Raw genomic sequence first — 20,611 nt, 5'->3', positions numbered from 1 at the left:
TACGTGCATTATCTATTTTAAGAGGTGTTTCTTATGTATCCAGTTTCACCCCAAGCATACGACCGCGCCATAACCGTATTTTCTCCCGACGGTAGGCTCTTTCAGGTTGAATACGCAAAAGAAGCAGTAAAACGGGGAGCTACAGCTGTTGGTTTGGTTGCAAAGGATGGTGTAGTTCTTGCCGCTTCAAAGATGGCGCCTAGCCGATTGCTCGTTCCAGCATCTATGAGAAAGATATTTGAAATAGATTCCCATATAGCAACAACAGCATCTGGACTAATAGCCGATGCACGAAGGCTAGTGGATATAGCAAGATTAGATGCACAACGTCACAGGCTTGCATATTCCGAGCCGGCTTCCGTTGAAATGATAACAAGAAACATTTGCGATCTTATGCAGGTTTATACTCAATACGGTGGAATTCGTCCATTTGGTGTCGCTCTCTTGATAGCAGGAATTCAAGACGAGCGTCCTGTTCTATATGAAGCTGAACCTTCCGGTGCACTTACCGGCTTTCTAGCAGATGCAATCGGAGCAGGAAAAAAAGAAGCAGAAGATTTCTTCGAGAAGGAGTATAAAGAAAGCATAAACATCGAAGAAGGGATATCTCTTGCAATCTCAGCCCTAAAAAAGACGACAGAAGAGTTATCTCCTTCTCGAGTAGAAGTAGCATTTGCAACAGTAAAGAAGAGAGAATTCTCAATCTTATCTGAAAAAGAATTGGAAAAATATCTCAAATAATTTATATAATTTATAATTATGTCAAGTCTAGAAAACTCAATTATTGCCCACATTGAAATAAGGGGAAAACGCTTCGAGATTCTAGTGGATAAACAGAACGGATACGACTACAAAATTGGAAAGAAAAAAGACCTACAAAACGTACTTGTTGCAGAGGAGGTATTCGCAGATTTTCGTAAAGGAGAGAGACACAGAGACTCAGAGTTACTAAAAGCCTTTAACACAACGGACGTATACCAAATAGCCCAGATAATACTACAAAAAGGAGAGATACAACTTACAACTGAACAGAAGAAAAAGCTCATGGAAGAAAAAAGAAGAGGAATAATTGCGATAATACTACGTGAAGCAATAGACCCACGCACCAAGGCTCCTCACACATATTCAAGGATCGAGCAGGCTATGGAAGAAGCTGGAATTAGAATAGACCCATTCAAACCACCAGAAGCACAGCTTGAGGAAGTGATAAAAAAGCTTACTCCCATAATACCTCTCAAATTTGAGCGCGTAAGTATAGCAGTAAAAGTGCCTGCTGATTACGCACATAAGGTTTATGGAACTCTCAAAGATTATGGTATTAAAAAGGAGGAATGGACAAAATTAGGAGAACTAATAGTAGTCGTTGAAATTCCCGCAGGTATGCAGGGCGAATTCTACGAACGACTCAATAAGCAAACAGCAGGTGCCGCACAAACAAAACTTCTTGATAAATAGGGAGTTGAGAAATAATGCCAAAAGCAAACTTAATGGCTGAAATAGTAGTCCCCGGCGAGTTAGTATCAAACTCACCTCTTCACATTAACTACGCCTACATAGAAGGAGGCAAAACATTCTCCTCCGTTCTTGCTCTTAAGGGTCCTGATGGAAAACTAATCCCTCTTCAAGGTCCATACAATCCAGTTGAGGGGGACTTTGTAGTTGGAATCATCGTAGGTGTGAGGTTTGCAGGTTACGACATCTGGCTAAATACCCCCTACCCCGGCTTTCTTTCTGTTCGCGATTGTCGTGACAAATTCGAGCTTGGGGATTATCTCTCCGCAACGATTCGGTTTGTCGACGAGGTCAAAAACATCTCTCTAGAAGAACCGCGCCTTCTTCGCGGAGGCACAGTGGTCAAATTCCCGCCTGTAAAAATTCCGCGGCTGATAGGAAAAAAGAACTCTATGCTTCAGTTGATACGCTCAAAGACAGGTTGCGAGCTTGTTGTTGGCAGAAACGGCAACGTCTGGATAGGCCCAGGAAAAACAGTTCTTGCAATTAAAACTCTGGCAAAAATAGAAAGAGAAGCTCACATAAGCGGCCTCACTGACCGAATAGATACATTTCTTTCAAATAACGGTGATTAAGATGGAAAAACAACTCATCAATGACGGAAAAAGACTAGATGGACGAGGGGCAGAAGATCTTCGGCCTCTCAAAATCAAAGCCCGAGTGCTAAATGGAGCAAACGGCTCTGCTTATGTTCACTGGGGAAAAAATAAGATTTTGGCTGGCGTATACGGTCCCCGCGAATGCATCCCAAAGCACGAAGCTTCGCCTTACACAGCTATAATACGATGCCGCTATAATATGGCACCCTTTTGTTCTCTTGAAGAGCATGGTAAAAGCGGGCCTTCTCGTAGGAGCATAGAGCTGTCAAAAGTTATAAAGGAAGTTTTTGAGAACGTAATAATAGCTGAAGCGTACCCTCGAACCCAGATAGATATCTATATTGAGGTATTACAATCAGACGGCGGCACGAGGTGCGCTGCAATAACTGCCGCATCCGTTGCTCTTGCTGATGCTGGCATCCCCATAAAAGACCTAGTTTCGGCAGTAGCAGTAGGGAAAGTTGGGGGAGAAATCGTGTTGGACCTCTCAAAGGATGAGGACAACTTTGGCGAATCTGATATGCCAGTTGCATTCTCTCGTCGAAACGGCGAAATCCTTCTCTTGCAGATGGACGGGCGGCTAACAAAAGAGGAAATAAAAAAAGGGCTTTCAATGGCTCAAAAAGCTTGCTTTAAAGTGTCGGAGTTGCAGGCTGAGGCCCTTCGAAAAGTGTATGAAGATCGACCCCAAGAAGGAAACGCTCTTGACCTTTCTCTTTAGATTAAGGTGAAATCTTATGGAAATGACAAATGAAGATATTCTTGCAGAAATAAAAAAGGACCACATAAAGCGACTTCTTGAAAAGAATGAGCGCCCTGATGGAAGAAAAGAGGACGAATATCGTCCAATAACTCTTCAAAAAAATATTTTTGAAAACGCCGAGGGATCAGCTCTTGCTTCAATAGGAAAGACTCAAGTTTTGGCAGGCATCAAATTCGGGATAGCTCCTCCATTTGCCGATAAGCCGAATGAAGGAATCTTTTCGACTTCAGCCGAATTTACCCCTATCGGCTCTTTTATGTTTGAACCGGGCCCTCCCTCTCCAGAGGCTATCGAATTAGCTCGCGTCGTTGATAGAGGAATCAGAAGTTCAGAAACCTTCGACCTTAAGTCATTTTTTATAGAAGAAGGAAAGGTCCTTGCTTTATATCTTGACCTTTATGTTCTTGATCACGACGGCAATCTTTTCGATGCTGCTTTGCTTGCAGGAATGGCTGCACTTTCTTCAACTAGATTACCAAAGATCGAAAACGGAGAGATAATAGTTGGAGAATACAGTAGCAATCTCGAGATCAAAGAAAAAGTTGTAAGCTGTACATTTGCAAAATTCGGCAAGCACATTTTACTTGACCCCTCTCTTGACGAAGAGCGTGGGATGGAATGTAGACTTACAATCTCAACTATCCCTGGTTTTGTTTGTTCGATGCAGAAAGGGGGATGGGGGTCGTTTTCAAAAGATGAGGTTCTTATGCTCATAGATCTTGCCTTTAAAAAGGGAGACGAGTTAAGAAATATACTGAACAAAGGGTGAGCAAATGGTCAAGCAAGCCGTTAGAGGAGGAGCATCTCTTCGAGAGTTAGCTGCAAAGGCGAATATTTCAAAACGCTTTAAGTACATATGCCCTAAGTGCGGTAAGAAAAGAGTCAAGCGAGTTTCTTTCTCTATATGGAAATGTCGCGCATGTGCTACAATGATTGCAGGTGCAGCTTATTCCCTCTCAAGCGAAGCCGGCTCTCACATAAAAAAGCTTTTAGAAGAAATGTCACATTCTTGAGAAAGGTGGTATTCTGATGTATGTGTGCAGAAAATGTAAAGAAGAGATAAAGGCGCTGTCTGGAAAATCTGTGCGTTGCACAAAATGCGGCTCACGAATTCTTTACAAAAAAAGAAAACCAGTTGCAAAGACAATCACCACGGACTGACAGAGGAGTGATGAATTGTAATGCATCAACATAAATGCACTCTTGAGCTTTCATTTCCGGACAATAAGACAGCCAAAAACGCTTACTCTTCACTTTCTTGTGAAGAAGAAAATAAAAATAGAAGCTCACTCTCAATGTCTCTATCTGGCAAAACTTTAATAATAACCATTAGCTCCAAAGACTTAGTAGCACTTCGAGCTCATCTCAATTCAATCTTAAGGCTTGCACAAGTAATAAAAGATGTAGATGAGATAGATGAAACAAAGGTGAGAGAATAGTTAGAATATGAATAGGTTTTATTGATGGCGGGTGATTTGTGTGGTAAATATTGCTGATGCAATAAACGAATTTCAGAACCTTCAACGCCAACTGTTAGCCGTGATTGGGCAAAAGCAACAGCTACTTCTTCAAGAAGAAGAAATAAAAGTCGCAAAGGAAGAATTGAAGTCAGCAAAAGGCCAAATATTTCGGGCGGTAGGCGGTGTTCTCATAGAATCTAACCCTAAAGATACCGCTGCAGCACTTGATGCTCAAGTTGAAGCCATTAAACTCAGAGCGAAAATGATAGAAAAGCAAGAAGAAAGAATAACCAAAAGAATGAATGAGATAAAGGAAACCGTAGAACGAGCAGAATCAAAAAAAGAAGCTTATTAACAGAAAGAGTAACAAAAAAGTAAGAAATCAAAAATCTCTAAAAGACCAATTAGGGTGAGAAAAATTAAGATGCATGTGAACCCACTCAAAAGACTTTATAGCTCAAATGTCTTACTCACTTTTCATTCGCAAGGGGATCTAGATGCAGTTGCTTCGGCCTCTGCCCTTTACTTTTTTTTACCAAAATCCACAATCTTCATGCAGGATTCCATAAATGCTGAATCACGCAAACTTGCAGAAAGTCTGGGCATCAAAATAGAGCGTATCTCAGAAGCAAATCTCTCGAACTTCTCATCAATAGTATTACTTGACTGTAATTCTCGTATTCTGGTACCCAATCTAAAGGCTGATAAGGTTGATTTGATTATTGATCATCACCCGCCTCATCAGGATCTTATCCCTTCTACAACTTCAGTAATCGACCCTAACTCGTGCGCAACCTGCGAAGTTCTCTGCTCATTAATCCCACAAACCAAAATAACCAAGAAAATAGCCCTATGTCTTCTTGCAGGTATAGTTTCAGACAGCGCGCACTTTAGAAGTGCAAGCAACAAAACCTTCCAGACCGTTAGCCGACTCCTCTGCAAAGCAGGTATTACTTATTACGAGCTTCTTGAACAAATCCATACTCCAACAGACATATCCCAGCGTTTTGAAATGCTGCGTGCAATGCAAGGAGTCAACTTTGAAAGAAAAGGCAACTTTTTAGTAGTTACTGCTATCGTAAACTCCTTTGAGGCACATGTAGCATCAACTTTGGTGTATGCTGGTGCTGATTTCGCATTCGTAGCCCACAAGGGAAAAAAGCAGCTGAGAATTTCTGCAAGAGTAAGCAGAGCAGGGATGAGTGTCGTTGACCTTTCCTCAATAATGAGCCAAGTTTCAGCGGTATTTGGAGGAAGTGGAGGAGGCCACCCGTATGCAGCAGGTTATGACGGAGATTGTCCAGAAAAGGCAGAAGAGATCCTCTCTTTTTGCAAGGGGCGTGTATTAGAAAAACTACAGAAATAAAAATACATATATCCTTAATTTGTAGGGTGCTTTCTTGTCATCCACCGTAGTTGTTGGTCTTCAATGGGGAGATGAAGGAAAAGGGAAAATAGCAGATTATCTCGCCGCCTCAGCAGATTTAGTTGTTCGCTTTAATGGGGGCAATAATGCAGGGCATACAGTTATCGTAGACAACAAAACTTACAGATTTCATCTACTTCCTTGCGGAGTCATATCGGGAAAGAGAGTCTTAATAGGTTCGGGAGTAGTTCTTGACCCTTCAGTTACCCTCTCAGAAATAGACTCACTGAAGAGTTTAGGCATACAGGTAAACTTAGGCATAGACTATAAAACACATATAATCACTCCATATCATCGCATTTTGGATAAACTAGAGGATAGTGTACAAGGAAAAAGAGGTGCAGGGTCAACCAGAAGCGGAATCGCCCCAGCTTACGCAGATAAGTATGCACGCGTAGGCATCCGGTTTGAGGATCTAATAAATAAATACCTAATAAAGAAAAAGATGGAGTTTGCTTATAAACGAGTAAAGAAATTGTTATCTCTCTATCCAATCAAAGAAACTAGCGAGTTTAAAGACTTCTCTAAAGAATACATAGAATATGGTACAAAATTAAAAAAATATGGTTCAGACGTCTCAGCAGAAGTAAATGAAGCTATAGACAATGGCAAAAGCGTCTTGTTTGAAGCGGCACAGGGCGCACTGTTAGATATTGACCACGGAGTTTACCCCTTCTGCACCTCTTCAAGTGTAATTGCAGGTGGCGTTTGCACAGGAGTTGGCCTCTCACCTAAAAAGATCGGAAAAATCATAGGTGTAGTTAAGGCTTACACTTCACGTGTAGGTAACGGTCCTCTTCCGACGGAATTGCCAAAAAAACAAGCAAATTACATACGCAATAAAGGCAGTGAATACGGTACAACTACTGGTAGGCCACGAAGAATAGGTTGGCTTGACTTAGTTGCAGTAAAATATGCCTGTAGATTAAACGGCGTCGATGAAATCGCACTTACTAAAATCGACACTCTCTCAGGAATCCACAAAATAAAAGCATGTATCGCATATGAATACAAAGGAAAAACATTAACTTCCTATCCTTCCCAACCGTCCATTTTATCCCAATGCGTTCCTATATATAAAGAGTTTTCTGGTTGGGGCCTCAACCAAGGAATAAAAAGTTTTGAGCAACTTGACTCAAACTGCAAGGAATACATCAATTTTATTTCTGACTTTTGTCAAGTTCCTGTCTCGATTATCTCACTAGGTCCAAGAAGAGAAGAAACTATTAAAGCATAAGATGTTAAACAACTAAATTATACGTGCCTCTGTAGCTCAGTAGTTAGAGCGCGTCCTTGGTATGCACAAGAACGTTGATATATCCAACAAGAAGTCAATAAATCCAATCAATATGTCCAGAAAGGACGAGGTCGCGAGTGCAATCCTCGCCAGAGGCTCTCTTTAAGCTGGTGTGCTGAAAAGGAATTATTTAAAGTCTTCTATGCTCATAAAATTACATGGCCAAAAAAGAAAGAGTACGGGAAGTTCTGCTATACTCCGAGAAGATTAGTGAGAATGACGTCAAGAATTTTTTTACTCAAATAATGAAGTCCCGCCTCCCCCTCTTTGGATTTTTGGACCTTTCAGATATCCTCTCCCCGAACATAATAACGCTCATTATAACAAGAAAGTTAAACACAGTACAATTTTTCATCCATGAAAAAAAGAATCTTGATGAAATATCAATGCTGCTTTTCCCATACAAGCTCTCTGACCCTTTTGATATTGAACTTTCAAAAAAGAGCTCTTTTTTTCCAGTTCCAAAAATTTATGTTCTGATAGGCTCCCAAGATTTCCTCAGTTTTCTCCTAAAAGAAAAAATTGATGAAGTCCATCTCACAATACTAAAAATCTTTGGAAAGTTTATAGCAACTGGAACAGCTATAGATGAACATAGCAAGAAAAGTATATTTATATCCACTTCTCCAGAAAAATTCCTTATAGTCGATCTTGCAAAGAACCCCTCAGTCTATATAGAAGTGTTGGAACCTGTCCCCAAGAAGATGTCTGTCTCATCCCAATATCCTGTTTTTGAAGAAACGGGTCTTACGCTAGGAGTGGACAATTTTGATGTCTTCCAGCATACGCTCATAGCTGGGGCATCCGGAACAGGTAAAAGTAAGCTGCTTTTTATACTCACCAAAGCAATATCGCAGAAATACAAAGACGATGTAAGAATCGTTTTGATAGACCCTCATGGAGAGTTTAGCCCTCTATTTCCAAAAGATAAGATAGTTAATCTAATAGACAACTATATAGAGCCACTTGAGGTCGGCACTAAAACGCCCCTTACAGCTCAGCTTATAGCACAATTGCTATCATTTTCAATCGGACAGGAAAATAAGTATTCCGAAAGAGTTCTTTTTTATGCAATCAACCTCCTTTCTTCAATTGATAAAATGAATCTAAAAAATGTAAGTCTACTTCTAACTGACTCTAAGAAACGTGCAGAGTTTCTTTCAGTATCTAAAAATAACGAAGTCAAACGTTTCTTTGAGGAGGAATTTAACGAGATATACCTCCATCACTTCAAGGATGCAATCCTCCCAATCTTAAATTTCGTAGGAGAATACGAGATTTATTTTGGAGGTGAAAAGAAAAAGGAGAGTCTCCCTGATCTGTTGGAGAAGAACCGCATTACAGTTATCTCCTTCAATCCAAATTTCTTTGGTAAACGCATGATAAACTTTCTCTCAGGAGCAATTATAAACCAAATGTACATTCTGGCGATGAGTGGAAAACTAACAACTAAAACTATCTTAATCGTTGATGAACTTTACAGAGTACAGACGCTTGTAATGCGTGATATCCTATCAGAAGCACGAAAGTTCAATCTTTATATGTATTTCTCTGTCCAATATCTTGGCCAACTAATAAAAGATGTTCACGACAGCGTGCTACCCAATGTTCGTAACATAATAGCATTCAAACTTAACAAGGAAGATGCAGCTATAATAAACTCAATAATGGAGATAAAAGTAGAAGAATATTTCAAAAAAGCCCGCTCACAAACAGAAATAGAAGAATCCAAAAAGGAAATTTTTGTAAGACTCAATCAACGAGACTGTATGGTGCGCTTATTTGATGGTAAAAAATATCTTCTTCCAATGAAGCTGAGAGTTGTTGACATAAAAAAGTACGGTTACGATGAAAAATTAGACATTGGAAAGGCTGAGTTGGGTAGGCCATCCGACTCTTCTTATACAACGAGTGAAAAGTACTCTCATGGAGAAATCTTATCTCCTAATTCTCCTTCGCTGCCTTTCTTATCGCCACAATCTCAAAATTCATTTTCAGCGAGAGTTAGCCAAATCCATCCAAAAGAAGATAAACTCAAGACTGACACTCTAAAAACAGAAAGCATTGCAGAAGACGGAGGTAAGTCATCCCAGCTCCAAACCTTGGAGCAATCAAGCTTCTTTTCCACACTCTCTCCAAAAAACGAAAAAGTTCTACGAAGTAAAAAATCAACTCTTAAAAAGAGACAAAAATAGCGTCTCTTGTCTTTCTTTATTCGTTTAGCCCAACCCTGTGTCTGTATTCTAAAAACATAATCCCAACCAATCTTTCCAATAACTGCAGCGTTTATAGGCAAATTCCCCCATTGCTGTTAGAGGATTTTTTGCATCTGACAAAGAAGCATAACGACTCTTTGACAGAACTGGACATGTGGAACTTTTGCAAGCTGTTCTCATTCAGTTCATAAATGAAAAACAACTTTAGAACTCAATAATCATCTAATTCAAATAAAAGTTTTCATGCTTTCCTACTCACAACCTAAAAATAGGGCGGCCAAGCCTTAATCTCAACGTTTTTGGAATAAGCGATTTTCTGTTGCGTTTTATCACTTTCTTAGAAAGGACCCTAAGATAAATTTCTTTTAATCTTTCCCCAACCTTATCTAATGAATTTTCTTCCGCAAGTTTTTTTGCTCCCTCCACTAGTCTCCGTCTCAAAGATGTGTCTTTTGCAACCATTTTGATATACTTACAAAATTCTGTGTTAGTTTTTGCTTTGAGACAGTTTTTTCCATGAAAAAGCCACCCTCTATAAGCAGGGATATCCCGCACTATTATTGGTTTGCCAAACGATGCCGCTTCCAAGATTACAATACCTTGATTTTCATCATAAGACGGGAAAAGAAATATGTCCCCTGCTGAATAGGCCTCTATTATGTCCTCATAAAATCCAGTAAACTTTAGATTTGGAGGGGGATTTTTTATATAGCGCTCCAGTTTTCCATAATCTACGAGAAACGGACTATAAATGGTGCCAAACCACCTAAACTGAAAATCAGGCATGCTTTCTGCAATTTTAGCAAAATCCAATGCACCCTTCTTAGAAAAAACATGTCCAACGCAGAATACGAGCGGCGTCCCCTCCGCTATCCCCTCTCGTTTTCTATACTCTTTTCTCTTTCTATCGTTCTGCCTATATTTTTTTGTGTTCACGCCATTAGAAATAACTTCTATTTCATTTTTGATTCCATATCTTCTCAGAAGTTTTTTCGTGTATTCGGAAGGGCACAAAATCAAATCAGCAGACCCATAGAAGAAAGGTAATATCTTTTTTACAAGTGGTTTTAGCCTCTTAGAGAACCGAAAGCTACCTTCAAAATCTTCCGCAGTAGAATGCGCGTGTATAATAATTCGCTTTTCTTGTTTCTTGTACTTTTCCGCATAATATTTTGAGAGCGGACCTATCCCAAGATTTAGATGCAAAATGTCGAAGTCACCTTTCTTTATATTTGTAGTATATACTATCCTCTTCATTCTAAGTGCTTCCTTTATATGCTCAAAGGCTGCGATGATACCGGATTTAGAGATTCGTCTCATTTGTTCTAATCCTTCTTGGTATAAACAGATTTTCATATCTCTTCTAAGGAAGCTTAATGCTTTTTAAAATTTAAGTAAGTAACTCTTCAGCGTGGATGAACTAACATTTCTAGATCTGGCTGTCCTTCGCAGGATAGATGATGATACTGTAGTGGAGCGCTTCGGCTCAAAGATAAACACCTCATTTTTTGAAAGCGCAAACCTACTTGGAAGTATGAAAGTAAAAGGATACATCGACTTTGAGACTGTACTAGGAGGAATGAGCAAGGTAAGTTTAACGGAGAGCGGAAGGCACCTTCTAAAACGTGCAACAGAAAAGGCCCAAGAGGACTTAGACTCATTAGACGACACGATACTTGCCGCAATAGGGCGCGGAACTACCGATCCAGACAAGATTTCTGTCGAAATTAGCGTTAAACCCTCAGATGTAGCATTCCGACTCGATAAGCTTGTGTACAACAATTATATCGACTACACTATTCGAAACGCCAAAATAACTCTGGCCCTCACAGAAGCAGGATTCAATAGAATAGGAACTGTAAAAGGCGAAGTAAAAAAAGAAAAAGATAGCTATCCCCAAACACACACATATCAAGCATCCAAGACCACCTCAGATGACGGGAGTTCGGACGATGCAAAAGAACTAATCTCAGCGCAAATAAAAGACGATACAAATAAAGACAAGACCATAGATCAGCATCTAACTCGACTTATGACAAAAACAAAATACTATTTAGAAAAATATCTCTTATACTTCATTATACTAATAGTAATAATTGCTGCGATTACTTATCTTCTTTTGAATATGGGTGCGTAAATGTGCCTTTTGAACTTCTTTCATCCTACGGTATCAAGACAGCACCCTTTTTCCTGTCCAAAAACGAGAAAACCGCACTTTTACATGCACAGAGAGTTGGATATCCAGTTTCTCTCAAAATAATCTCCGACAAGATAATACACAAGACGGAAGTCGGAGCAGTTAAGATAGGCATAGAAAGTCCAGGAGAGCTTATCTACGCATACCGACTTATGAAAAGAAGATTCCCCAGAGAATCAAAAAAAGGGATTCTTGTACAGAAGATGATTAGAGGAATAGAGCTTATTGTGGGAGGAAGACGAGACCCTCAGTTTGGCCACGTCGTTATTTTTGGTCTTGGTGGGATTTATACTGAATACCTAAGGGACATATCCATCAGGGTTTGTCCAATAACGGAGAAAGAAGCTAAAACTATGATACATCAAATACGTTCTTATCCAATTTTAGCCGGGGCTCGCACTGGAAGACCAGTAAACAGAAGGGCAATCGTTGATGTTCTCCTCAAAACGTCAAGCCTATTACAAGAAAAAGATTTACGAGAGATAGACCTCAATCCAGTAATAGCAAACCGGGATGGCGCCTTTGTAGTAGATGCAAAAATAATCAGGTGAGTTCAAATGGAAGATAGAGAACCTCTGATAAAAAATTTAAGGGCCATTTTTGAGCCAACCTCAATAGCAATAATAGGTGCATCCAACGACCCTGGAAAAATTGGAAATGTTATCCTAAGAAACTTTGTTGAAGGCGGATATAGTGGACAAATATTTGTGGTTAACCCAAACGTTAAGGAAATAATGGGTAAGAAATCCTACCCTTCAATTCTAAAAATACCATATAGTGTTGACTGTGCAATAATTGTAACGCCCGCAAAGACAGTTCCAAAAATTCTTTTGCAATGTGCTAAAAAAAAGATAAAGGGAGCAGTAGTCATCAGCAGCGGCTTTTCAGAGATTGGAAATACAAAAGACGAAAGAAAAATAGCACAAATAGCATACAAGCACAATATTTCATTAATAGGTCCAAACTGCATGGGTGTACTAAATCCTCTTAGAAAAAACGACAGCGTTTTTCTTCCTCTCTATAAAATGGGTAGACCACGAGCAGGTAATATCTCCTTCATTTCACAGTCAGGAGCAGTCGGTGGGTGCATAGTCGACCTTTCAGCACGCGCCGAAATTGGAATTTCTAAATTTATTTCCTATGGCAATGCCACAGTGATAAATGAATGCGATCTGCTTGAATATCTCTCACAAGATGAAAAAACTGAGATAATAATCATGTATATTGAAGGAGTGCGAGATGGGCAACGCCTCATGAAAGTCTCACGAGCAATAACCAAACAAAAACCAATTATAGTTCTTAAGGCAGGCAAGGGAAAATTAGGCAGCGAAGCTGCAAAGTCCCATACAGGGGCGATGGCAGGCTCATACGAGACCTACAAAGCCGCCTTTTCACAATGTAATATGATAGAAGCACGCACTCTTGATGAACTTTTCTGGTTTGCAAAAATATTTTCCCAACCTAAACCAAATGGAAAGAGAGTAGGTATAATAACAAACGGCGGAGGAAATGGGGTATTGGCCGCAGACGCAATAGAGGAATATGGTCTGACTCTTGCTAAATTCTCCTCACAAACAAAAAAATTTCTACGATCTTCACTCCCACAATATGCTAACATTAAAAATCCACTTGATCTAATTGGTGATGCAGATACAGCTAGATACGAACTAGCAATTGATGCTCTCTTAGATGACCCAGAAGTCGACTCAATCGTCATAATTGTTCTTTTTCAAACAGTTGGAATAGACTCCGACATAGTGAGAATGCTTATAAAAAAATCACAAATGCGCAGAAAACCACTCGTCGTTGTCTCAACAGGAGGAGAATACACCGAGATGCATACCAGAATTTTAGACAGCTATGGGATACCTACCTACCCTTCTCCTTCCTCAGCCATTGCATCATTGTCAAAATTTACCAACTACGCTTTATCCTTAAAAAGCGATTGAATTTTTGTAAAATGTATATTTTTTGTATTTTCAATCTGTTTTATTAAAAAAATTAGAAGGCTAGCTCTCTTTACCACATAATTCTAAATAAAAACGTGGGAGACATATGTCTGGCAGGCACAGGTGGGTTATCCAACGACATTTAGCTAGACGAATAAAAGAGATGGGTTACTACCCAAGATATCAATAATGTTTTTAAGTCAGTGCTCCAGGTTATCCTCATCGCTTCTCAAGCTTTCAGCAAACCTGCATCTCATCATATAGAAGTTGTTCTACTCCTTGAGCTTAAAATAAACTCTTCTGTTGCTTTTTCCTTTGTTTTCAGCCTTTAAAAATTCAATTTGGCCTACTTCTAAGAGATTCCTTACATGCGTTCCTCCATCCGCCTGCACGTCAATTCCCTCTATCTCAACAATCCTTAGTTGTTCTACACTTGGTGGTAGCGCTCGCGCTAGCTTTACTATCCCAGGCATATTCATAGCTACTTCTCTGGGAAGATAATACGTTTTTACTGGAATATTCTTCAAGAACAACTCGTTTGCCTTTTTTATGCAATTTTCAAACATTGTCCTCTCGAAGCTTTCCAACGAAAAATCGAACCTTGCTTTTTCTTCGTCGATTTGATTTCCCGTTATAAGAGCGCCACTTTCTTTGTGAAGAAGAGCTGCAAGTGTATGGGCTGCGCTATGCAATCTCATTAGCTTATACCTTCTCTTCCAATCCAAGATACACTTTACAGTATCTCCTTCTCTTAACCCCTCTTTTTCCACTTCGTAGCTTATCCACCCACCCTCCTTTTTAGCTGAAATTAGTTGAAATTCCTCATCTCCTCTAATAATTTTACCTCCGTCGGCAGGTTGTCCACCGCCGCCGGGATAAAAAAGATTTTCACTAAGCTCGATAAATCTTCCATCTATAACTCTTACTATCTTTGAATCACAGGTACTCGCATACGAGTCTTTTAAGTAAAGTTGCTCCTCCATATCCAAACTCCTTTCAACCTCAACTTAGCGAAATGTATACAAAGTGGGGATGTAGGGATTTGAACCCTAACATGCAGGTTTCTTTGCCTAGAGGAACGCTTTGTCCTATTTCCCTTCAAAGCCATAACGAATAGATACATCCAGATACATCCACAAGCACCGAAGGCGCCAGTTCAAAGCGAAGCCTCAGGTCCTGGAGCCTGCCGCGCTGCCAGGTTACGCCACACCCCCTTATAAGTTTCTTGAGAAATTTATCTTGTTCTGTGTTTTTAAATCATCCTTTCAATTTCTCTCAATATAATCGGTCCAAAACCTCTCTTTGTACGGATGCTTGCAGCAGCCCTATGGCCTCCACCGCTTCTTATGGCATTACCAATCTCTGCTTTAACCATCTCTATCACTTTGATTGAATCAAATCCGGCTTCAATGGCTTCACGATTAGCCCTAAATACAATTAGCGCATCCCCCCACCCAACAACAATAACTGCCTTTTTACTCTCAACCTCGCAAATAGCATCAAAGATAACTGTCAATGCTTTTGCTTTTGAAGGAAAATGCTCTCTTTTGGTAAGTTTATCAACGTTTATATAATATAGCTTCCACTTTTCCTTCTCCACTACTCTTGTACACGTCCTTGACCCTTCTAATATCTTCTCAAACTTATCTTTTGCACACAGCCATAAGGAATCAAAGAGTTCCTTATCCTCTAACACACGTTCGTAATACTGCACATTTTTTGGAAATTCAGAAGATGACGAAACAAATTCAAGAATCATTGCGGCCTTCCTTTCTTTTTCACCAACTTTGATAAGCTCACTTTTATCGCCTGCTATGGAGACCCTACCATACATATCAACGCTTTTATCACTTATCCCAGCATATTTAGCGATTTGTGCGCACAAAAATCCGGTCGTATAATCGGACGAAAGCGAATAAAGGAGAGGAGAAACCAAAAAATCAACATGCTGTAGTCTATTTGAAATAGGATGATGGTCTATAATTAGTACCTCTATCCCCTCATCCTTTAATCTTCCAATAGCCCGAACACTCTCATCATTTACGCCAAAATCTAGAAGTATGCACAGCGGTTTTTCTTTTTTAAGTAGAATCTCTGCATCATCCTCAGCTTCCTCCAAGGAATAAGTTGCAGAATGTGATGGAATAAAAAGGGGGGGTGGGTTAAAAAAAATCTTTCCTATACTCAGAGCAGCACATATACCATCAGCATCATTGTGATATCGTATCAGCGCAAACGCTCCGCTTCGAGAAGCTTCGAGCAAAGCATTGGCCGTATCTTTTATCTTCTTACCTAAACCCTCACTTGTTTTTGTCATCTCTTGCATCACTTGGCTGGAGGTTTTATAAAAGCTTCTTATTAAATAATACTCTTTCTCAAGGGTGTTTATCTCATGGAAGGAGTAATTGTAAATTATCGTAGAGGAAGAAGGACAGAATACACCAACCAATACATACTCAAAATAGATGGCATAACAAATAGAGATACGGCGCATTCTCTTTTAGGTAAAAAAGTATTGTGGAAAACCCCAAGTGGAAAAGAGATATTAGGCAAAATCTCAAAGGCCCATGGGAACAAGGGTTCGGTTATTGCAAGGTTCAAGCGCGGCTTGCCGGGCCAGGCAATAGGTACAAAGCTAAAAATAATCACTTAATCTTTTTTGTAAATTACTTTTCCTCCAACAACTTCATATCTCCCCTTCGCAAACGAATCCACAATCTTCGGCAGACCAATATGCTCTCTTTGAAGAATTTTTGATGCAACCTCATCTGCAGTTTTGCAATCGGAAATGTCCACTTCCTCCTGATAAATGATTGGTCCACCGTCGAGGTTTTCGTCTACAAAATGGATAGTGTAGCCAGAGACTTTCTCACCTGCCTCAAAAGCATCTCTTTGAGCATGAGCCCCCGCATATTTAGGGAGAAGAGAGGGGTGTATATTTATTATCCGCCATTTATATTTTTCCAAAAATTCTCTTGCCTTTATAATGCGCATATATCCTGCCAACACAACAAGGTCTAAATTATGTTTATCTAATTCTCTCATAATTTCTAAGTCATGTTCCTCTCTTGAGGAGTAACTTTTTCTTTCAATTATTCTATAAGGAATACCATGCTTTTTTGCCCTCTCTATCGCTCCTGCATTTGGATTATCGGTAATCATTATCTCTATTCTTGCGTCTACTTCTCCTTTTTCAATACCGTCTATTATTGACTGAAAGTCGCTTCCTCTGCCAGATGCAAGGACAGCAATTCTTATAGTCATCTCTCACACCTAATTACCCTTTTTTCTGTAACCACAAAATTCATCTTAACGTCGTAATGCTGTGTTGGAATTTTAATTCCTACAATCTGAAAATCAAACCCCAGTCCTATCAAGCAGGTATCCTTCCCTACTTTTTTCAAGAACTTGTCGTAGTATCCAAGTCCATGTCCAATTCTGTTTCCATGTACATCAAACGCAATCCCCGGTACAACTACACATTCAATATTTTTTGGTTCGGCATCCTTACCGAGAGCCTGCGGTTCTAGAACCCCATACGGCCCCATTACTAACTGATCAAGAGAGCTTATTTCATATACTCTCATCTCCTTCTTTTTAATGTCAGTTTTAGGGAGAAATACGGCCTTCCCATCAGAAATGCTTCTCAATACCATCTTCTCTGTTCTTACCTCATCTCTCTTTGAGAGATAAAACATTACTTTTTTTGATTTTAGAAATTCCGGGAGAGAAAAAAGTTTTTCCTCGATTTTATGGCTCTTCTTTATTATCTGAGATTCGGTTTGGAGCTTTCTTAATTCTTTCATTCTTTTTCTTATTTCGTTTTTCATCTCACATCCCCACTCCCTCTTTCCCAAAAATTTCCGATAGAAGATACATAGAACCGCTTACCACAACTAAGTCATTCTTTCCTAAAATGCCCTTGGCAATTTCAAATCCCATCTTTGGATTCTTTACACCTATTAATCTTTTACAATACTTCTTTGCTTCGTTATAAAGTTTCTCGTGACTCTCGCCTCTTTTGATAGGAACGTTTGTAGAGATAAACGTATCCGCTTTCTTTCCAAGAATTTTTATCTCACTTGCATAATCCTTATCTTTCATTGCAGAAAACAGAACCGTGAGTTTTTCAAACTTCATTTTTTCAAGTTCTTTTACAAGTGCCTTTATACCAACAGGATTATGTGCAGAATCAATAAGTACCTGTTTTTCGAGTCTCTGCATTCTAGCCGGCACAAATGCATTTTTTAATCCTCTTCTTATACTCTCCTCCTCTATTCCAATTTCAATCCCAAGAGTTCTGGCAAGTCCAGCATTTTCTCTTTGAAAAGAACCGCATAGTTTCAATTGAAAATTATCTGGCAGTTCTTCGGAAACTATAAACTTAGCATTTCTTTTCATACATTGTTTTCTTATTGTCTCCATCACACTTCTTCTTTGTTTTATCGTAACAACTATTGCTCCTTTATCAATCAATCCGCATTTCTCATACGCTATCTCCTCTAAACTCTCTCCAAGAATCCGTGTGTGGTCATAGTCTATTCTTGTAATTACGCAATACTTACCACCAGCCACACGCGTGGCATCCAACCTTCCTCCTAATCCTGCCTCCAACACTGCAAAGTCACATCTTTTCTTTACAAAATAAAGGAGGGCAAGGAGGGTAGTAAACTCAAAGAAAGTAAGCCTTACAGGAAGCTTTGCAATGTCAGAATATAACTCTTCAATATCCTTATCGCTTATGGGTTTACCATTTATCTGTATCCTTTCATTATAACTCAAAATATGTGGAGAATAAAATTCGCCCACTCTAAATCCAGCTTCTTTCAAAATAGATGCTATCATGGCAGTAGTCGAACCTTTTCCAACAGTCCCGCAAACGTGTATACACAAAATTTTTTTTTCTGGATGCCCAAGAAGTTTGCATGCCTTCTTGATTCTTCCAAGTCCAAATTTCATACCTTGTCCACTAAGTGAAAGTATCCTCCCCTTTGCACTTTTGTACATGTTACTCTACACCTGTGTGCCATGATATCTTTTCCATAGGTAGTAAGTGTTCTGAATCAGAGCAGCAACTGTCATTGGTCCAACTCCTCCAGGAACCGGGCTTATCCATCCAGCTTTTTTAGAAGCAGACTCAAAATCTACGTCTCCATATACTTTTTTTCCAACTCTGTTGATCCCTACGTCAACCACGATCGCTCCTCTTTTAATCATCTCGCCTTTTATAAGTCCAATTTTTCCAGTAGCAGAAACAACAACATCTGCATTAGCAGTATGCTTTTCCAAATTCTTTGTCTTAGAGTGAGCTATTGTTACTGTAGCGTCTCTTGAAAGCATCATCATTGCAAGGGGCTTTCCAACAGTGTTGCTTCTCCCAATTATGCTAACACTTTTTCCTGCTAAATTAATTTTATAACTCTCTAAAAGCTCTATTATTCCTTTTGGCGTGCAAGGAGCAAGTGAGAATTCACCAAGATAGAACTTCCCCACGTTTTCAGGATTAGCGCAATCAACGTCCTTTTCAGGCGCAATTGCTGAGCAAATATGTCGCTCATTTATATGTGGGGGAAGCGGAAGTTGAACCAATATCCCATCTACCTTTCTGTCAAAATTAAGTTCAGATATCAATTTCAAAAGAGCATCCTCCGACGTATTTGAGGGGAGTTCTCGTCTTATTGATATAATCCCTGCCTCCCTACATGCTTCTTCCTTTTTCCTTACGTATATTTTTGATGCAGCATCTTCTCCTACCAAAACGACAGCTAAGGTTATTTTTGCTCTTTCATTTTTAATTTCCAATGCAACATCACTAATTATTTTTTTAGAAATTGCCCTTCCATCGAGTATCTTTGCCATAAAAATATTAGTAAAAGGAATTAATATAAACATTCCAAGATATAGCTTAAACGCAATGTGTGCCCTTGAATCTATTCAAAAACAGGATTTAGAACTATATACTATGATGATGGATGAAATAAAGAGGCAAGAAGAGTGTCTCGGACTAATCCCATCAGAAAACTTCGTTTCGCGGGCAGTAATGGAAGCAATGGGTTCCCCTCTCACCAATAAATATTCTGAAGGCTATCCTGGCAACCGCTACTACGAGGGGAATGTATTCATAGACAAAATAGAAAACCTCGCAATTTCAAGAGCAAAACTCCTATTTAAGGGGGCAGAACACATAAACGTTCAACCCTACTCTGGCTCACCTGCAAATCTAGAAATATACTTTGCTTTACTAAACTTTGGAGATAAAATAATGGGAATGTCTCTTACTCAAGGAGGGCATCTCACTCACGGACACAAGGTTAACTTTTCAGGAAGGGCATATAGTGTCGTTTCATATGGCGTTGATAAAGAGACGCACTTAATAGATTATGACGAAGTAAGAAAAATCGCCCTGAAAGAAAAACCAAAGCTAATCGTTTCAGGCGCTACTGCCTATCCACGAAAAATAGATTTCAACCAATTCGCAGAAATAGCTCAAGAAGTTGGAGCATATTCCCTCGCAGATGTCTCTCACATAGCAGGTCTAATAATCGGAGGTGTTCATCCTTCACCTCTCCCAGCTACGGATATAGTAATGACGACTACTCACAAAACCTTACGAGGTCCTCGGGGAGCAATAATAATCTGCAAGGACAAATTCTCAAAGGAAATAGATCGCGCAGTATTTCCCGGAATGCAGGGAGGCCCTCACAACCACACCACTGCAGCAATGGCAGTAGCTTTTGGGGAAGCGCTAACTCCTGACTTTAAAGAATACTCAAGGCAAATAGTCAAAAATGCCAAAGCTCTTGCGGATGAGCTCATCTCCAATGGCTTCTCTCTAGTCTCCGGCGGAACAGACAATCACCTTATCTTAGTAGACCTAACAAACAAAGGCCTCTCTGGAAAGGAAGCAGCAGCGGCATTAGATGAGGCAGGTATCACGTGCAACAAAAACACAATCCCATTTGATAAAAGAAGTCCACTTGATCCGTCAGGAATAAGACTTGGAACTCCAGCTCTAACTACCCGAGGAATGAGAGAAAGCGAGATGAAAGAGATAGGAAGACTTATCTCAAAAGTTATTAACAACTGGAAAGATGAAGAAACTAAACGAAGAGTAAGAAACGAGGTAATTGAACTTACAAAAAACTTCCCACTTTACCCTCATCTATATAGAGCATAGGAAAAATGACGAGGT

The 20,611-nt window shown here is 39.6% G+C and carries 24 protein-coding genes and 1 tRNA gene; 17 read left to right on the top strand and 8 right to left on the bottom strand.

Annotated elements, in window-relative coordinates; all coding sequences use genetic code 11:
- Window positions 1-33: 33 nt before the first annotated feature.
- The 12 genes from psmA to QXF67_00200 all read left to right on the top strand — a co-directional run bounded on the left by psmA (window position 34) and on the right by QXF67_00200 (window position 9,252).
- On the top strand, window positions 34-741 hold the full coding sequence (gene psmA / locus QXF67_00255; protein ID MEM3059958.1) for an archaeal proteasome endopeptidase complex subunit alpha: 708 nt from the start codon (window positions 34-36) through the stop codon (window positions 739-741).
- A gap of 18 nt (window positions 742-759) precedes the next feature.
- Window positions 760-1,455: a ribosome assembly factor SBDS gene (locus QXF67_00250; GenBank protein ID MEM3059957.1), complete on the top strand. Its 696-nt coding sequence runs from the start codon at window positions 760-762 to the stop codon at window positions 1,453-1,455.
- Window positions 1,456-1,469: 14 nt separating this feature from the next.
- Window positions 1,470-2,087 (top strand): KH domain-containing protein, encoded by a 618-nt coding sequence (locus QXF67_00245; GenBank protein ID MEM3059956.1) that lies wholly within the window; start codon window positions 1,470-1,472, stop codon window positions 2,085-2,087.
- 1 nt (window position 2,088) lies between these two features.
- Window positions 2,089-2,832: an exosome complex exonuclease Rrp41 gene (gene rrp41 / locus QXF67_00240; protein MEM3059955.1), complete on the top strand. Its 744-nt coding sequence runs from the start codon at window positions 2,089-2,091 to the stop codon at window positions 2,830-2,832.
- 16 nt (window positions 2,833-2,848) lie between these two features.
- Window positions 2,849-3,643 carry an exosome complex protein Rrp42 gene (gene rrp42, locus QXF67_00235; GenBank protein ID MEM3059954.1) on the top strand — a complete coding sequence of 265 codons (795 nt, stop codon included), beginning with the start codon at window positions 2,849-2,851 and terminating at the stop codon, window positions 3,641-3,643.
- Window positions 3,644-3,647: 4 nt separating this feature from the next.
- Window positions 3,648-3,887 carry a hypothetical protein gene (locus QXF67_00230; protein ID MEM3059953.1) on the top strand — a complete coding sequence of 80 codons (240 nt, stop codon included), beginning with the start codon at window positions 3,648-3,650 and terminating at the stop codon, window positions 3,885-3,887.
- 16 nt (window positions 3,888-3,903) lie between these two features.
- Window positions 3,904-4,035, top strand: a complete 132-nt coding sequence (locus QXF67_00225; GenBank protein ID MEM3059952.1) for a hypothetical protein — start codon at window positions 3,904-3,906, stop codon at window positions 4,033-4,035.
- A gap of 20 nt (window positions 4,036-4,055) precedes the next feature.
- The gene (locus QXF67_00220) at window positions 4,056-4,313 is read left to right on the top strand and encodes a KEOPS complex subunit Pcc1 (GenBank protein ID MEM3059951.1); all 258 of its coding nucleotides are present in this window, start codon (window positions 4,056-4,058) and stop codon (window positions 4,311-4,313) included.
- Window positions 4,314-4,353: 40 nt separating this feature from the next.
- Entirely contained in the window at window positions 4,354-4,689 is a 336-nt protein-coding gene (locus QXF67_00215; GenBank protein ID MEM3059950.1) for a prefoldin subunit, read from the top strand.
- Window positions 4,690-4,758: 69 nt separating this feature from the next.
- Window positions 4,759-5,700, top strand: coding sequence for a DHH family phosphoesterase (locus QXF67_00210; GenBank protein ID MEM3059949.1), 942 nt, complete (start codon window positions 4,759-4,761; stop codon window positions 5,698-5,700).
- Window positions 5,701-5,734: 34 nt separating this feature from the next.
- Window positions 5,735-6,997, top strand: a complete 1,263-nt coding sequence (locus QXF67_00205) for an adenylosuccinate synthase (protein MEM3059948.1) — start codon at window positions 5,735-5,737, stop codon at window positions 6,995-6,997.
- 218 nt (window positions 6,998-7,215) lie between these two features.
- The gene (locus QXF67_00200) at window positions 7,216-9,252 is read left to right on the top strand and encodes a DUF87 domain-containing protein (GenBank protein ID MEM3059947.1); all 2,037 of its coding nucleotides are present in this window, start codon (window positions 7,216-7,218) and stop codon (window positions 9,250-9,252) included.
- Window positions 9,253-9,528: 276 nt separating this feature from the next.
- Here the strand turns inward: QXF67_00200 and QXF67_00195 are convergent, their stop codons facing one another.
- Window positions 9,529-10,629: a glycosyltransferase family 4 protein gene (locus QXF67_00195; protein ID MEM3059946.1), complete on the bottom strand. Its 1,101-nt coding sequence runs from the start codon at window positions 10,627-10,629 to the stop codon at window positions 9,529-9,531.
- A gap of 55 nt (window positions 10,630-10,684) precedes the next feature.
- On the opposite strand from QXF67_00195, the gene QXF67_00190 reads away from it, so the two are divergent.
- Genes QXF67_00190 through QXF67_00180 form a run of 3 tightly spaced genes read left to right on the top strand, consistent with a single transcriptional unit; the run spans window position 10,685 to window position 13,419 of the window.
- Window positions 10,685-11,410, top strand: coding sequence for a hypothetical protein (locus tag QXF67_00190; protein MEM3059945.1), 726 nt, complete (start codon window positions 10,685-10,687; stop codon window positions 11,408-11,410).
- A gap of 2 nt (window positions 11,411-11,412) precedes the next feature.
- Entirely contained in the window at window positions 11,413-12,021 is a 609-nt protein-coding gene (locus QXF67_00185; protein MEM3059944.1) for an acetate--CoA ligase family protein, read from the top strand.
- A gap of 6 nt (window positions 12,022-12,027) precedes the next feature.
- Window positions 12,028-13,419, top strand: a complete 1,392-nt coding sequence (locus tag QXF67_00180; GenBank protein MEM3059943.1) for a CoA-binding protein — start codon at window positions 12,028-12,030, stop codon at window positions 13,417-13,419.
- A 272-nt stretch (window positions 13,420-13,691) separates the two neighbouring features.
- On the opposite strand, the gene QXF67_00175 is transcribed toward QXF67_00180, so the two are convergent.
- From QXF67_00175 to QXF67_00165, 3 genes are all read right to left on the bottom strand, one after another.
- The gene (locus tag QXF67_00175; protein ID MEM3059942.1) at window positions 13,692-14,402 is read right to left on the bottom strand and encodes an alanyl-tRNA editing protein; all 711 of its coding nucleotides are present in this window, start codon (window positions 14,400-14,402) and stop codon (window positions 13,692-13,694) included.
- Window positions 14,403-14,446: 44 nt separating this feature from the next.
- Window positions 14,447-14,633: transfer RNA gene (locus tag QXF67_00170), tRNA-Trp, on the bottom strand.
- Between the two features lie 38 nt (window positions 14,634-14,671).
- A complete protein-coding gene (locus QXF67_00165; protein MEM3059941.1) occupies window positions 14,672-15,736 on the bottom strand; it encodes a DHH family phosphoesterase in 1,065 nt (354 codons plus the stop codon).
- Between the two features lie 75 nt (window positions 15,737-15,811).
- Between QXF67_00165 and QXF67_00160 the strand changes: the two genes are divergently transcribed.
- On the top strand, window positions 15,812-16,072 hold the full coding sequence (locus QXF67_00160) for a 50S ribosomal protein L35ae (GenBank protein MEM3059940.1): 261 nt from the start codon (window positions 15,812-15,814) through the stop codon (window positions 16,070-16,072).
- Here QXF67_00160 and purN read toward each other — a convergent pair.
- Genes purN through QXF67_00140 form a run of 4 tightly spaced genes read right to left on the bottom strand, consistent with a single transcriptional unit; the run spans window position 16,069 to window position 19,278 of the window.
- Window positions 16,069-16,683 (bottom strand): phosphoribosylglycinamide formyltransferase, encoded by a 615-nt coding sequence (gene purN, locus QXF67_00155; GenBank protein MEM3059939.1) that lies wholly within the window; start codon window positions 16,681-16,683, stop codon window positions 16,069-16,071. The genes QXF67_00160 and purN overlap by 4 nt on opposite strands.
- Window positions 16,680-17,249, bottom strand: a complete 570-nt coding sequence (locus QXF67_00150) for a 5-formyltetrahydrofolate cyclo-ligase (protein MEM3059938.1) — start codon at window positions 17,247-17,249, stop codon at window positions 16,680-16,682. The genes purN and QXF67_00150 overlap by 4 nt, the downstream gene beginning before the upstream one ends.
- 1 nt (window position 17,250) lies before the next feature.
- The gene (locus tag QXF67_00145) at window positions 17,251-18,426 is read right to left on the bottom strand and encodes a folylpolyglutamate synthase/dihydrofolate synthase family protein (protein MEM3059937.1); all 1,176 of its coding nucleotides are present in this window, start codon (window positions 18,424-18,426) and stop codon (window positions 17,251-17,253) included.
- Between the two features lie 6 nt (window positions 18,427-18,432).
- Window positions 18,433-19,278: a bifunctional 5,10-methylenetetrahydrofolate dehydrogenase/5,10-methenyltetrahydrofolate cyclohydrolase gene (locus tag QXF67_00140; GenBank protein ID MEM3059936.1), complete on the bottom strand. Its 846-nt coding sequence runs from the start codon at window positions 19,276-19,278 to the stop codon at window positions 18,433-18,435.
- A gap of 55 nt (window positions 19,279-19,333) precedes the next feature.
- On the opposite strand from QXF67_00140, the gene glyA reads away from it, so the two are divergent.
- Window positions 19,334-20,596 carry a serine hydroxymethyltransferase gene (gene glyA, locus QXF67_00135; GenBank protein ID MEM3059935.1) on the top strand — a complete coding sequence of 421 codons (1,263 nt, stop codon included), beginning with the start codon at window positions 19,334-19,336 and terminating at the stop codon, window positions 20,594-20,596.
- Window positions 20,597-20,611 lie beyond the last annotated feature (15 nt).

Source organism: Candidatus Anstonellales archaeon, from assembly GCA_038869735.1.
Taxonomy (GTDB): Archaea; Micrarchaeota; Micrarchaeia; order Anstonellales; family CG1-02-47-40; genus JAWCQO01.
This window is presented reverse-complemented; position numbering and strand designations above follow the sequence as displayed.